The sequence below is a fragment of the Sphingobium sp. L-44 genome, from assembly GCF_056859495.1.
In genome coordinates this window covers 1-13488 of the sequence record NZ_JBSXOQ010000012.1, presented here as the reverse complement: position 1 = coordinate 13488, position 13488 = coordinate 1, and the positions used below count along the sequence as shown (strand labels likewise).

Sequence of the window (13488 nt, the reverse complement as noted above, 5' to 3'; positions counted from 1 at the left end):
CGTGATCCTGGAGGAGCTTGGATATGTGCCGTTCAGCGCGTCAGGCGGGCCTTTGCTGTTCCATCTGCTCACCAAACTCTACGAGCGCACCAGCGTGATCATCACCACCAACCTCAGCTTTAGCGAGTGGGCCACCGTGTTCGGCGATGCCAAGATGACGACCGCGCTCCTCGATCGGCTTACGCATCACTGCCATATCCTTGAGACCGGCAACGACAGGTTCCGGTTCAAAAACAGCTCGGCTCAGCAGCCCAAAGCCAGGAAGGACAACCCCCCATCTTGACCCACCCCTGACATCCGAAACATAAACGCAAGGTGGGTCACTTCTCGATGAAAACCCGGGTCAGTTCTCAACGGCAATCAACAGCCAATCGCCGCGAACCCATTCAGTGCGACTTCCGCCGCTATCGTGACCGCAACCGCATCGAGCGCATGTTCGGCGAACTCAAGCAGTTCCGCCGGATCGCAACCCGTTACGACAAAACAGCCCTATCCTTCGCAAGCTTCCTGAACCTCGCCGCCATTCGCAGATGGTTGCCACACTTTGTCAACGCGGCCTAGCACGCCGAGGCACATCGACCGTGTCGATCTCAGATGTAACAGATATATCCGGCGCATTAACGCAACGGACAATATTTAACATCGTCGGACAGGTATTGCCGACATCGCAGCTAGCGCAGCTCCCTCTTCAGGATGTGCTCGAATTCCGGTCTCGGACTCAGCAATTGCGTCAGGAATTCATAGCTGATGTCGCAAGAATAATAGACGCGGAGATTGAGGTCGGAAAGGTCGGTGAGACTGAACGGATCGTCGCTCGCGTCACCAATAGCTTGGTTGAGACGGCGCGCGTCCACGGAAGCGAAATGGCTGCGGTACGGGATAAACTTTGGCCGAAGCTTATCGAGGGGATCAGCGCGCCAACCGCCGTCGCGACATCGGCGGCTGGTCTTGCAGGCTCCTATATCTCGGGGTCCGGCTATGTCTTGGCGGCATCAGTTGTCCTGCATGCCCTAGCACCATTAAAGTCGGCTCTTGAATGGCGCGCGGAGAAAAACAAAGCGCAGAATAGCCGTTCGGCCATAGCCTATCTCTCGAAGGCGCAGCAAATTGGCCGATCAAAATGATCAGGGACCGACGCGCTCGCGGAACGGGCAATCCCTGCCAAGACATTCAGCCGCCAGTTGTGGCGCCTAGCCGCAGACTGTCAGGCGTCCACCCAACTCCGCCAGAGGTGCGCCAAGCTTCTCCATCTCGCCTGATAAGCTGAGCTTGTCAGACCCGTGGATCGTTCCGCCTGTCGGGCCGTTTCCCGTTGCGCTAAGGGGACGCGCACCACGCACAGGGGAGATTGATCGATGGCCTATACCCTCATCACCGCCAACCGGAATTATTCGAGCTGGTCGCTGCGGCCCTGGCTGCTGATGAAGGGGCTGGGGATCGATTTCGTCGATCGCATCGAACCCTTTGCAGCGCCGGTCAATTACAGCGCCTTTCGCAGCTTTTCGCCGACGGGACAGGTGCCGGCGTTGATCGATGGCGACCGGACGCTCTGGGATTCGCTCGGCATCCTCCTCTATCTGGCCGACCGGCATGAGGGCGTCTGGCCCGCCGATGCCGATGCGCGCGCCTTTGCCCAGTGCGCGGTGGCGGAAATGCACAGCGGCTTTTCCGCGCTGCGGTCGACCTGCACGATGAATGTCGGGGTGCGGGTGGAGCTGAACCTGATCGAGCCGGCGCTGAACAAGGATATCGCCCGGCTGCGCGAATTGTGGGAGCAGGGGCTGGCGCGCTTTGGCGGGCCCTATCTGGCCGGCGCGGAATTCAGCGCGCTCGACGCCTTCTATGCGCCGGTCGCCTTCCGGGTGCGCAGCTATGGCCTGGATGTCGGGCCGATCGCGCGCGGCTGGGTCGAAACCATGCTGGCCCATCCCGCGATGCACGCATGGGAAGAGGCGGCGCTGGCCGAGAGCTGGCGCGAGGAGGGCCATGAGGCGGAACTAGCGGCGGTCGGCCGCGTGGTCGAGGATTATCGCATGGCGTAACATTATTACTTCATCCTTGCGAAAAACGCACATTTTCCATCGCTGGCCGCGTTTCTCCCCCTTTCCCCTAGCGCCTTACGGGTCTAGGGGGAGGGGACCATGGTTAAGCCACGCACCCTCTATGAGAAGATCTGGGACGCGCATGTCGTTGAACGGCGTCCCGATGGAACCTGCCTGATCTATATCGATCGTCACCTCGTGCATGAAGTGACGAGCCCGCAGGCGTTCGAAGGCCTACGCCTCGCTGGACGCAAGGTGCGCCGGCCCGACCTGACCCTTGCGGTACCCGACCATAATCTGCCGACGACGCCGCGCCGAGACGCCGATGGCCATCGCATCCCGATCGCCGATCCGGAAAGCGCGCAGCAGCTCGCCGCGCTGGAACGCAATGCGCCCGAATTCGGCGTACGCCTGATCGGCGACGCGGACCCGGAACAGGGCATCGTCCATGTAGTCGGCCCGGAACAGGGCTTCACCCTGCCGGGCACCACTCTGGTCTGCGGCGACAGCCATACCAGCTCGCACGGCGCGCTGGGCGCGCTGGCCTTCGGCATCGGCACGTCCGAGGTCGAGCATGTGCTGGCCACCCAGACGCTGCTGCTGAAACAGTCCAAGACCATGCAAGTCGTGGTCGAGGGCGAACTGGGCTATGGCGTCACCCCCAAGGATGTGGCGCTGGCAATCTGTGGCACGATCGGCACCGCCGGCGGCACCGGATATGTCATGGAATATCGCGGGTCGGTGTTCCGCGACATGTCGATCGAAGGGCGCCTGACCGTCGCCAACATGTCGATCGAGGCGGGCGCCCGGTCCGGCCTGTTCGCGCCGGACGAGAAGACCTTTGCCTATATCGAGGGCCGCCCGATGGCGCCCAAGGGTGCCGACTGGGATGCGGCCGTGGCCTGGTGGAAGACGCTGCATACGGATGAAGGCGCGGTGTTCGACAAGACGGTCGTGATCGACGCGGCCGACATCGTGCCCAACGTCACCTGGGGCACCAGCCCCGAGGATGTCGTGCCGGTGACCGGCGTGGTGCCGGACCCGGAGAGCTTCGCCGATGCGTCGAAGCGCGCCGCCGCGCAGAAGTCGCTCGACTATATGGGCCTCATCGCCGGGCAGAAGATGGAAGATGTCGCGATCGAGCATGTCTTCATCGGCAGCTGCACCAACAGCCGGATCGAGGATCTGCGCGCCGCCGCCGGCCTGCTGAAAGGGCGGCATATCGCCGCCGGCATCAAGCATGCGATGGTCGTGCCGGGATCGGGCCTGGTCAAGCGCATGGCCGAGGCCGAGGGGCTGGACCGCATCTTCCTCGACGCCGGTTTCGAATGGCGCGAGCCGGGCTGTTCGGCGTGCCTGGGCATGAACCCGGACAAGGTGCCGGCCGGCGAACGCTGCGCGTCGACCAGCAACCGCAATTTCATGGGCCGTCAGGGTCCGGGGTCGCGCACGCATCTGGTCTCGCCGGAAATGGCGGCGGCCGCCGCGCTGACCGGCCGGTTGACCGATGTGCGCGCATTGATGGGTGAAAAAGAGGGGATGGTCGCATGAAGAAGGTATTCTGGGTGCTGGCGCTGGGTGCGCTGGCCAGTGCGGCGATGGCCGCGACGCTGGGCCGCGCCGAGGACGGTCCCGCGGTGGAGGCGAAGCGGGCGCACTGATGGACAAGCTGACTACCGTTGACGGCCGGGCCTATCCGTTCGGGATGAAGAATGTCGACACCGACATCGTCATCCCGGCGCACTGGCTCAAGACGATTTCGCGCGCTGGCCTTGGCAAGGGCGCGTTCGAGGTGCTGCGCAAGGAACCGGGCAATGTCTTTGACGATCCCGAATATGCCGGCAGCCCGATCCTGATCGCGGGCGACAATTTCGGTTGCGGCTCCAGCCGTGAACATGCCGCCTGGGCGCTGGGCGATCTGGGCATCAAGGTGGTGATCGCGCCGAGCTTTTCCGACATCTTCTCGGGCAATGCGTTCAAGAACGGCATATTGACCGTGGTGCTGCCGCAGGACGCGATCGACCGGCTGATGGAGGTCGCCAAGACTGACCCGATCCATGTCGATCTGGAGCAGCAGAGCGTCACCACCCAATATCAGGATCGCTTCAGCTTCGAGATCGATCCGTTCCGCAAGCATTGCCTGCTGGGCGGCCTCGACGAGATCGGCCTGACCCTGGACGAGGCGGATGTGATCGATGCGTTCGAGGCGAAGGATGCGGCTTTGCGCCCCTGGCTGGTGCCGGCCGTTGCCTAAAGGCGCGCTTGCCCCTATCTCTGGGCGCGACAGACGCATTTCAACAGGGCTTCACGCATGACCACTTTCGACGACCGCGAGCGCGCATTTGAAAATATGTTCGCGCACGATCAGGAGATGCAGTTCCGCATCCAGGCGCGCCGCAACCGCCTGCTGGGCGAATGGGCGGCCGCGAAGATGGGCCTGACGCCTGAGGAAACCGACGCCTATGCCAAGGCCGTCGTGCAGGCCGATTTCGAGGAAGCGGGCGACGAGGACGTCATCCGCAAGCTGCTGGGCGACATGACCCAGGCCGGCCTCGACATCGACGAAGGTGGCGTGCGCACCGCGCTCGACGAGCAGGCGGTGATCGCCCGCCGCATGTTCATCGAAGCGCAATAAGGCAGGTATCGCCATGCCGATGGCAGCAGACGATATTGCCGAGATGATCAAGACCGCGATCCCGGATGCGCAGGTCGAGATTACCGACCTGGCCGGCGACGGCGATCATTATGCGGCGAAGGTCGTGTCCGAAAGCTTTCGGGGCATGAGCCGGGTGGCGCAACAGCGCGCCGTCTATGCGGCGCTGGGCGGACGCATGGGCGGGGTGCTTCACGCCTTGCAACTGACCACCGCCGTTCCCAACTAACCGCCATAGCGACATTCGCGTCCCGCCGCGCGGCGACGCCAGACAAAGAATTGGACCCAGTGAAATGACCGACGCCGTGCAGCAGCGGATCGCCGACATCGTCAACGGTAATGACGTGGTGCTCTTCATGAAGGGCACGCCGCTCTTCCCCCAGTGCGGCTTTTCCAGCCGCGCGATCGCGATCCTGGAGCATCTGGGCGTGAATTACGACACGGTCGACGTGCTGCAGGACCAGGCGGTTCGCCAGGGCATCAAGACCTTCTCCGACTGGCCGACCATTCCCCAGCTCTATGTGAAGGGCGAATTTGTCGGCGGCAGCGACATCATGATGGAAATGTATGAAGCTGGCGAGCTTCAGCAGCTGATGACCGACAACGGCGTCGCTGCGGCGAACTGATCGACGGCTCAGGGCGAAAGATCGAGGGGGCGGTCCGCTGGTCGGACCGCCCTTTTTCTTGTCTGCAGTGCGTGCATATGAAGCCGGCCAGGGACGGTTCAATGTGCTGCAAGTCCGGCTGGCGATAAGGTCTGTGAAAGCTTCGGGAGCGGCCACCGGGTGGGGGATGCCTGCGGAGACCGTGCCGGCATCCCCCGGGTAGTTGAACGGTGGGTATGTGGGAAGAGAAGCATCCGGCGTGCCAGAAGTGGAAAGCCACCCATTCGTGCATGGTTCAAGGGTTAACGCCGCCAGTCGTCCGCTGTCGTTTGTAAGGTCGCCCGACACTTTCGTCGAAAAGCCATTTGGGCCGAGCCACTTTCCTGATTGACTACATCCGTAATCGATGCGACTACATATGTAGTTGGAGAGTCGGAACAGGGTCGGGATCAGGCAGTGAGCGAGAAGATCAGCGAAGCGGAACTGGTGGTGATGGAAGCGCTGTGGGAACAGGCGCCGGCAACCGCCAATGATGTCGCCGATCGCGTCACCGCCGAACGCGACTGGAGCCTGCAGACGGTCAAGACCTTGCTGTCGCGGCTGATGGCCAAGGAGGTGATCGCCGCCGACCAGGATGGCCGCCGCTTCCTCTATCGCCCGCTGGTGGCGCGCGAGGATTATGTGGCGAGCGAGTCCGGACGGCTGGTCAATCGCCTGTTCGGTGGCCGCATCTCTCCCCTCGTCGCCCAGCTGGCGAGCCAGGACCAGTTGAGCGCGGATGATATCGCGGAGCTTGAGGAAATCCTGAAGGGGTTGAAATCATGAGCGTCTGGATGGCCGAAACGCTGATCGCCACGACCCTGCTGATGGCGATGGTGATGATGTTGCGACGCCCGGTGGCGCGCTGGCTGGGGGCAGGGGCGGCCTATTGGCTGTGGCTGCTGCCGCTGGCCCGGATGCTGTTGCCAACGCTTCCGCGCGAGGTTGCCGCGCCTTCGCCGCTGCATAATGTCGTGGACCAGGCGGGCTTGCCGGCGCTGCTGGAGATCGCGCCTTCGCCCGCGGCACAGGCCGCAGCGACGAGCATCCCCTGGCTGGAAATGGCGATCGGCCTGTGGGCGCTGGGCGTCGTCCTGTTCCTGGTCGTGCAGGCGATAGGCTATGCCCGGTTTCGCCGCGACATATTGGCCGGATCGACGCCGCTGGGCGAGGAAGGGCGGATCCGCCTGATCACCAGTCCGCAGGCATCGGGGCCGCTCGCCTTCGGTATTTTCCGGCCCTACATCGTCCTGCCGGCCGATTTCGGGCTGCGCTATGACGCGCAGGAGCAGGATATGGCGATCGCTCATGAACGCGCCCATCATGAGCGCGGCGATCTGGCCGCCAATATGGTCGCGCTGCTGCTGCTGGCGCTGCACTGGTGCAATCCGGTCGCCTGGATCGCCTATCGCGCCTATCGCGCCGATCAGGAAACCGCCTGCGACGCGCGCGTCCTCTCGCTCTACGGCCAGGATCAGGCCCATGCCTATGGCCGCGCCATATTGAAGGCCGCCGGTGGTCGCCAATTTGCCGGCGCCTGCCATCTCACCCGCATCACCACGCTCAAGGGGAGGCTGAAAATGCTTTCGAGCCATGAAACATCGTTGAAGCGCATCAGCTGGGGCATGGCCGCCGTCGCCATGGTCGTTGCCACGGGCCTGGCCCTCACCGCATCGGGCAGCCGCGCTGCGCAGCAGATGGCGGCAATCACCGATAAGGTCGATCAGGCCGATTTCGCCAAGCTGACCAACCTGGTGTCGCAGCCCGTCTCGGCGCGGGAGGCCCTGCCGCAGGCCGCGCCGGTTCCCGCCGCCGCGCCCATGCCGGCGACAGCGCCCGTGCCGGTCGCCCATGCCGATCGCGTGCCGCCTGCAGCGCCCGTGCCGCCGGTTCCGGCCGCCGACATCGTGCCCCCGGTTCCGCCGGTCCCGCCCGTGCCGCCGGTGACGGTGCGCAGCGAGCCGGGCCGGGTGATCGTCACCCATGCCAATGGCCGGGTCGAAACCCATCGCATCCCGACCGAGGCGGAGATCGCCCGCATGGTGCCGGTGGTCGACGTGCGCGAAGGCTGCGAGGGCGACAAGGTCACCAGCCATCGCGAATTTGTCGATGCCAATGGCCGCCGCAACATCCGGGTGCGCATCTGCGAGCGGGCGATCGAGGCGCAGGCCCGCAAGGCGGAGCGGATCGCCATGCTGAACGCCCGCGATGCCGAGCGCATGTCCCGCAATGCCGAACGGGCGGGGCGCAATGCCGCGCGTGCCGGGCTGACCGCCGCCCGTGCCCAGATCGCCGCCAGCCGCATGCCGGAAAGCGATCGGGCCGAGGCACTGCGCGACATCGACCAGGAACTGGCCGATCTCGATCGCAATCCGGACTGAGGCTTTTTAGACCGCCACCACTTCGGGCAGGATGGCGTCGAGCAGCAACATGCCCGCCGGGCTGACCTGAAGCCGGTTGCCGGTTCGCCAGACCAGCCCCAGATCATTCATCCGGTCGATCGCCCGATCATCCACCAACGCGCCGATCGGCAGGCCCGACAGGCCGGCGATCCGGGCCAGATCGACCCCTTCGCCCAGACGCAATCCCATCAGCAGCGCCTCGCGCGCCTTGTCCTCGGCCTGCAGCGGCACTTCCTGTTGCAGGCCGTTGCCGTTGCGATCAACCGCGCCCATCCAGTTTTCCGGCTTCTTGTGGCGCAATGTCGCCATGCCACCGCGGCGGCCATGGGCGCCGGGGCCAATGCCGACATAGTCGCCATAGCGCCAGTAGATGAGGTTATGGCGGCTTTCCTGCCCCGGCCGGGCATGGTTGCTGATCTCGTAGGAAGGGATGCCGGCCTGCGCGGTCATCGCCTGGGTCAGCTCATAAAGGGTGGCGCCATGATCCGGGTCGACCGGTGTCAGCTTGCCCTGCGCGGCGAGCGTGGCGAAGCGCGTGCCCGGCTCGATCGTTAACTGATAGAGCGACAAATGGCCGGTGCCGAAGGAGAGGGCGCGCGCCAGCTCCGCTTCCCAGTCCGATTCGCTCTGGCCAGGGCGCGCGTAGATGAGATCGAAGCTCACCCGGTCAAAAATGCGACGAGCCGTGTCGAGTGCGCCCAGCCCCTCATCGACGTCATGAGCACGCCCCAGGAAGGCCAGCGCCTCATTGTCGAGCGCCTGCAGGCCGAGCGACACACGGTTGATCCCGGCGGCCGCCAGATCGCCGAAACGCGCGGCTTCCACCGAGTTCGGGTTGGCCTCAAGCGTGATCTCTATGTCGTTGGAAAAGCCCCAATGTCTTTCCGCCGCCTCGATCAGGGAAGCGGCGATGCGGGGCGGCATCAGCGACGGCGTGCCACCGCCAAAGAAGATCGAACGGAGCGGTCGCCGGCCGGTTTTTTCCGCTTCATGGGCAAGGTCGGCGAGCAGCGCAGCCTGCCACGCATCGGCGTCGATCCGGTCGCGAACATGACTGTTAAAATCGCAGTAAGGACACTTCGAAACACAAAATGGCCAATGAACATATAGGCCAAGAGCCTCGGTGAAAGCCGGTGGGGCGAGAAGGACTTCGGGTGACATGAGTGGACATATCTTTAGACGCGTTCAGCGCGGCCCGCTAGCGGCTGCACTGATGCTTTTCGGCGGGATGATCGCAGGGGCGGTCGCACCGGCATCGGCTTCGGTCAATCGCGACGTGTGGAATTATTATAATATCCAGCCGGCGCCGCGTTCCGACGCGATGCTGCGCCAGGTGGTGATGGACGTGCATAATCGCGAGCGCCAGTCGCTGGGCGTGCCCGCGCTGGCCTGGGATGATCGCCTGGCGGCCGATGCGGCCGGCTATGCGCGCCAAATGGTGCATACCAACCAGTTCCGCCATTCGCATGGCGGTGAACGCGACGAGGAAATCGGCGAAAATCTGTGGATGGGGACGCACCGGGCCTATGGCTATACCGCCATGCTCGACGCCTTCATGGACGAACGCCGCGCCTTCGTGTTCAAGGCCCGCTTCCCCGATGTCAGCACGACCGGCAATTGGGAAGATGTCGGCCACTATACCCAGATGATCTGGCGCGGCACCCGTCGGGTCGGCTGCGCGCTGGGCGAAGGCGCCCAATATGATTATCTGGTCTGCCGCTATTATCCGGCCGGCAATGTCTATGGCATGAGCCCGTTCGACCGCGACTTTGGCGGCTGGCAGGGCTGAAGGCGTTTCCCAGGCGGATCATTTTTCCTCTCTGTCGATTATGCCTTGAAGCGCAGTCGGCAAAAGGGGGGAGGAAAAATGCAGCCCGTTTCAAGAACAAGGCCATGGGCCTGCATGGGCACGGCGATTACGCTGCTTGCCCTTTCTGCGTGTGGTTCACCATCTCCCACGTCTGATAATCAGGGCGCTGCGCCTGCCACGCCCGAAAATGCTTCCACCGCCGCCCAGCCAGACACGGCACCGGTCCCCCGATCCAGCCAGGCCGACTTGACGCCCCTGTCCTGCACCGCCGAGATCGGCGCCGCTGCAGCCGAGCGCCGCGTCAAGCTGTGCATCAGCGTGTCGCCGGCCACCCATCCGCCCTGCAATGTCGCCAATAGCTGTGCGATGATCGAGGATGAGATCGCGCGCAGTTGCGCCCTGTTCGATGGCCAGGGCAAGCCGATGGCGGGATGCACGCCCGAACCCAAGAGCATGGCGGCCGCGGCGGCCGTGGTGCAGCGTTATTATGCCGCGATCAACGCGCGCGACTATGGCACCGCCTGGAGCCAGTGGGGCGAGAATGGGCCGGCAGGGCAGACGATGGAGAGATTCCAGGCCGGCTTTGCCGCCACCCGTGCGACCCATGTGACGATCGGCCGGATGACGCCGGGCGATGCGGGTGCGGGCTCCGTCTACCAGCCGGTGCCGGTGACGATCGACGCGGAACTGGCGGATGGCACGCGCCAGCATTTTGCCGGCACCTATGTCGTGCGGCGCGTCAATGATGTCGACGGGGCATCGGCCGCGCAGCGGCGCTGGCATATCGATTCGGCGAAGCTGCGACCCGTTTCGTCGGAGTGACGCGGACAGGCGATCGCCTGCGCCGGACTATTCATCCCTGCTTCACACGATCGGGCGTTTAGCCGCAGCATCGCGTTCCGAACCGGCCGGGCCGGGGGAGAGGCGCGGGCTATCGGGTCGAAAGAACAAAGACGATGCGCGGGTGGAAATGGGGGCTGGCCGTTGCGACGGCCGCCATGATGCTGGGGATTTTCGGTGGCAAGGGAGAGGCGGCGCCGGCGCGGCGCGCGCCCAGCCCGGCCGAACAATATGGAATGGAAGAGGCTGATCGCGACGATGGGCTGCTGCAGGACGTGGTCCTGGGCATGCATAATGACGAGCGCAGCCGCTGGGGCCTGACCCCGCTTAGCTGGGACCGGACGCTGGCGGCGGATGCGGCGCGCTATGCGCGGCAGATGGCGCGGACCAATATCTTCGCCCACAGCCCGCGCGCGACCCGCGCGGTGCCGAGCGGGGAGAATCTGTGGATGGGGAGCCGGGGCCTCTATGATTATGAGGTGATGGTCGGCGCCTTCCTCAATGAACGGCGCTATTTCCGTCGGGCGGGCAAGATGCCCAATTTCAGCACCACCGGCCGCTGGCAGGATGTCGCCCATTATACCCAGATCATCTGGCGCGGCACCCGGTCGGTTGGCTGCGCGCTGGCCGAGGGCCGCAGCTTCGACTATCTCGTCTGCCGCTATTATCCCGCCGGCAACATGTTCGGCATGGGGCCGCTGGATGCGGCGCCGGTGCTGGCGGGCGGCGAGGAATAGGGGCGGCCGGGACCGCCCCCCATCCGATCAGATCACCGCTTTCACCAACTGGGCGAAGGCGTCGGCGCGGTGGCTCATTGCGTGCTTGGCGTCCGGGTCCATCTCGCCGAAGCTGATGTCGTGGCCCAAGGGCTGGAACATCGCGTCATAGCCAAAGCCATTTGCCCCGCGCGGCGGCCAGACCAGCAGGCCATCGACCCGGCCCTCGAACGCCTCGACATGGCCGTCGGGCCAGGCGAGCGCGAGGGCGCAGATGAAATGGGCGCCATGGCCGGCGTCCGGCCCCTTGGCCTGCACCCCGTCCCACACCTTCTGCATCGCCATGCCGAAATCCTTGTCCGGCCCGGCCCAGCGGGCGGAGAAGAGGCCCGGATCGCCGTTCAGCGCCTCGACGCAGAGGCCACTGTCGTCGGCCAGCGCCGGCAGGCCGCTAAGGTCGGCGGCCTGCATCGCCTTCAGCTCGGCGTTCGCGATGAAGGTGGTGCCGGTCTCCTCCGGTTCGGGCAGGTCGAGCGACGCGGCGGAGATCGGCTCGATCCCATAGGGGCCGAGCAGGGCGGCGATTTCCCGCACCTTGCCGGCATTGTGGCTGGCGATCACCAGCTTGCCGGGCTTCAGCTTGCGGATCGCCTGTTCCTGTCCGTATTCGTCGCTCATCTGGCTCTACCCTGTGTCGTTCGTTTCGAGCGTAGTCGAGAAACGCACGAATGCGCTATCTGCTTCTCGACTTCGCTCGAAGCGAACGGATTTCAATTACCGACCCGTCGCCACATCCTGCGCGGCGAAGATCTTGGCGCAGCCGATGCGGGCGAGGCGGAGCAGGCGGAGCAGCTCTTCCTCGTCATAGGCGGCGCCCTCGGCCGTGGCCTGCACTTCGGCGAACTTGCCGTCGCCGGTCAGGATCAGGTTGGCGTCGGTCTCGGCATTGCTGTCCTCGGCATAGTCGAGGTCGAGCACCGGCGTGCCTTCATAGATGCCGCAGCTGATCGCCGCGACCTTCTGGATGATCGGGTCTTCGCTGAGCGCGCCCGACTGCAGCAGCTTGTCCACCGCGATGCGCAGCGCAACCCAGCTGCCCGAGATAGCGGCGGTGCGGGTGCCGCCATCGGCCTGGATCACGTCGCAGTCGATCACGATCTGGCGTTCGCCGAGCTTCTTGAGGTCGACGACGGTGCGCAGCGAGCGGCCGATCAGGCGCTGGATTTCCTGGGTGCGGCCCGACTGCTTGCCCTTGGCCGCCTCGCGGCTGCCGCGGGTGTGGGTGGCGCGGGGCAGCATGCCATATTCGGCCGTGACCCAGCCCGATCCCTTGCCACGCAGGAAGGGGGGCACCTTTTCCTCGATCGAGGCGGTGCACAGGACGCGGGTGTCACCGAAGCTGACGAGGCACGAGCCCTCGGCATGGATGGTGAAGCCGGGTTCCATGGTGATGTCGCGCATCTGGTCGGGCGCGCGGCCGGAAGGACGCATAATATTCTACTCCGAAGCGGTCAGGTGGGAGCGCTTAGCGCCCGGTGGCGTCGCATGCCAGTGCCAAGCGCCAAAAGTTGCGATAAGAGGGGCGCCATGAAGAGAGCGATGATGATGGGGCCGGTTGCGATGTTGGCGCTGGCGGGATGCGTGACCGACCGAGAGAAGGTGGAGCTGGAGCCGCCGACGGCCGCTGGCGACACGATCCGCTTTACCGCCGGTCGCTGCTTCGGTGCCTGTCCCGCCTATACGCTGCGGGTGACGCCCGATGGCTCGGGCCTGCTGGAGCCCGAGCGCTTCACCTCCGTCCCCGGTCCGACCCGCTTCACCGTCAGCGCCGCGCAATATCGCCAACTGCGCACCGGCCTTGCCCCGTGGAAGCCGGCGACCGGCACGGCAAAGCGCATCGCCCAGGGCGAGAATTGCACCCGCTTCGCCACCGACATGCCCAGCTACACGATCGAATGGACGCGCGGTGAGGGGAAGGGCGGGGGCAAGGGCGCGAAACCGACCCGGCTCGATTTCCAGTCCGGCTGCATGGACAGCCGCTATGCGAAACTCCGCACGACGATCGGCGGGATACCCAAGACGCTGGGCATCGAACCGATGCTGAAGCCCAAGCCGGCAAGCTGAACCACCGCCCCGCGACGCGACAGCCCGAAGTTCACAATGTCGCAGGGCTAAATTGCGTCGATTCCGGCGAATTGCGCCTGTCACGCGCCAGCGAAGCGACAGCCACGCGACACGCGGTAAGCGCCAAAACCTCCCCACATTTTCGTAGCTGCTGATCTGTCTATGTTTTGCCCCTCATCCGAGGGGTATCGTAGTGGCTGATGATGTAAGAACATTCGAAACAGGTTTCGAAAGGCAGGAGGGCCAGCGGCCCTCGC

Annotated in this window: 17 protein-coding genes and 1 pseudogene; 15 read left to right on the top strand and 3 right to left on the bottom strand. The window is 64.8% G+C overall.

Features of this window, described 5'->3' with window-relative positions; translation table 11 throughout:
• The 11 genes and pseudogenes from AC13EK_RS00385 to AC13EK_RS00335 all read left to right on the top strand — a co-directional run.
• Positions 1–283 (top strand): ATP-binding protein (locus tag AC13EK_RS00385; protein WP_483021948.1); only part of this gene is annotated, 283 nt, incomplete at its 5' end.
• Positions 284–366: 83 nt separating this feature from the next.
• Positions 367–561 (top strand): annotated as a pseudogene (locus AC13EK_RS00380) (transposase); the annotation flags it as partial.
• A gap of 20 nt (positions 562–581) precedes the next feature.
• A complete protein-coding gene (locus AC13EK_RS00375) occupies positions 582–1124 on the top strand; it encodes a hypothetical protein (protein ID WP_202968897.1) in 543 nt (180 codons plus the stop codon).
• A 231-nt stretch (positions 1125–1355) separates the two neighbouring features.
• Positions 1356–2042: a glutathione S-transferase family protein gene (locus tag AC13EK_RS00370; protein ID WP_069336194.1), complete on the top strand. Its 687-nt coding sequence runs from the start codon at positions 1356–1358 to the stop codon at positions 2040–2042.
• 99 nt (positions 2043–2141) lie between these two features.
• Positions 2142–3593 (top strand): 3-isopropylmalate dehydratase large subunit, encoded by a 1452-nt coding sequence (leuC, locus tag AC13EK_RS00365; protein ID WP_010337588.1) that lies wholly within the window; start codon positions 2142–2144, stop codon positions 3591–3593.
• A gap of 109 nt (positions 3594–3702) precedes the next feature.
• Positions 3703–4296 carry a 3-isopropylmalate dehydratase small subunit gene (gene leuD, locus AC13EK_RS00360; protein ID WP_069336195.1) on the top strand — a complete coding sequence of 198 codons (594 nt, stop codon included), beginning with the start codon at positions 3703–3705 and terminating at the stop codon, positions 4294–4296.
• A gap of 57 nt (positions 4297–4353) precedes the next feature.
• Entirely contained in the window at positions 4354–4677 is a 324-nt protein-coding gene (locus tag AC13EK_RS00355; protein ID WP_037510605.1) for a DUF1476 domain-containing protein, read from the top strand.
• A gap of 13 nt (positions 4678–4690) precedes the next feature.
• Positions 4691–4924: a BolA/IbaG family iron-sulfur metabolism protein gene (locus AC13EK_RS00350; protein WP_004210906.1), complete on the top strand. Its 234-nt coding sequence runs from the start codon at positions 4691–4693 to the stop codon at positions 4922–4924.
• Positions 4925–4988: 64 nt separating this feature from the next.
• Complete coding sequence (gene grxD / locus AC13EK_RS00345; RefSeq protein ID WP_037510599.1) at positions 4989–5321, top strand: Grx4 family monothiol glutaredoxin; 333 nt, start codon at positions 4989–4991, stop codon at positions 5319–5321.
• A gap of 435 nt (positions 5322–5756) precedes the next feature.
• Positions 5757–6125, top strand: a complete 369-nt coding sequence (locus tag AC13EK_RS00340; protein ID WP_004210924.1) for a BlaI/MecI/CopY family transcriptional regulator — start codon at positions 5757–5759, stop codon at positions 6123–6125.
• Positions 6122–7720, top strand: coding sequence for a M56 family metallopeptidase (locus AC13EK_RS00335; RefSeq protein ID WP_069336196.1), 1599 nt, complete (start codon positions 6122–6124; stop codon positions 7718–7720). The genes AC13EK_RS00340 and AC13EK_RS00335 overlap by 4 nt, the downstream gene beginning before the upstream one ends.
• Before the next feature lie 6 nt (positions 7721–7726).
• Here the strand turns inward: AC13EK_RS00335 and hemW are convergent, their stop codons facing one another.
• Positions 7727–8902 carry a radical SAM family heme chaperone HemW gene (hemW, locus tag AC13EK_RS00330; RefSeq protein WP_010337591.1) on the bottom strand — a complete coding sequence of 392 codons (1176 nt, stop codon included), beginning with the start codon at positions 8900–8902 and terminating at the stop codon, positions 7727–7729.
• 52 nt (positions 8903–8954) lie between these two features.
• Here hemW and AC13EK_RS00325 point away from each other — a divergent pair, with 52 nt between their 5' ends.
• The 3 genes from AC13EK_RS00325 (at position 8955) to AC13EK_RS00315 (ending at position 11128) form a co-directional block, all read left to right on the top strand.
• Positions 8955–9530, top strand: a complete 576-nt coding sequence (locus AC13EK_RS00325) for a CAP domain-containing protein (protein ID WP_010337592.1) — start codon at positions 8955–8957, stop codon at positions 9528–9530.
• A gap of 78 nt (positions 9531–9608) precedes the next feature.
• On the top strand, positions 9609–10373 hold the full coding sequence (locus AC13EK_RS00320) for a hypothetical protein (protein ID WP_069336197.1): 765 nt from the start codon (positions 9609–9611) through the stop codon (positions 10371–10373).
• Between the two features lie 134 nt (positions 10374–10507).
• Positions 10508–11128 carry a CAP domain-containing protein gene (locus AC13EK_RS00315; protein ID WP_069336198.1) on the top strand — a complete coding sequence of 207 codons (621 nt, stop codon included), beginning with the start codon at positions 10508–10510 and terminating at the stop codon, positions 11126–11128.
• Positions 11129–11155: 27 nt separating this feature from the next.
• Here AC13EK_RS00315 and rdgB read toward each other — a convergent pair whose 3' ends face one another.
• Complete coding sequence (rdgB, locus tag AC13EK_RS00310) at positions 11156–11785, bottom strand: RdgB/HAM1 family non-canonical purine NTP pyrophosphatase (protein WP_069336199.1); 630 nt, start codon at positions 11783–11785, stop codon at positions 11156–11158.
• 96 nt (positions 11786–11881) lie between these two features.
• Positions 11882–12598, bottom strand: coding sequence for a ribonuclease PH (gene rph / locus AC13EK_RS00305; RefSeq protein ID WP_069336200.1), 717 nt, complete (start codon positions 12596–12598; stop codon positions 11882–11884).
• 96 nt (positions 12599–12694) lie between these two features.
• Between rph and AC13EK_RS00300 the strand changes: the two genes are divergently transcribed.
• A complete protein-coding gene (locus AC13EK_RS00300; RefSeq protein WP_069336201.1) occupies positions 12695–13231 on the top strand; it encodes a DUF6438 domain-containing protein in 537 nt (178 codons plus the stop codon).
• Positions 13232–13488: the final 257 nt, after the last annotated feature.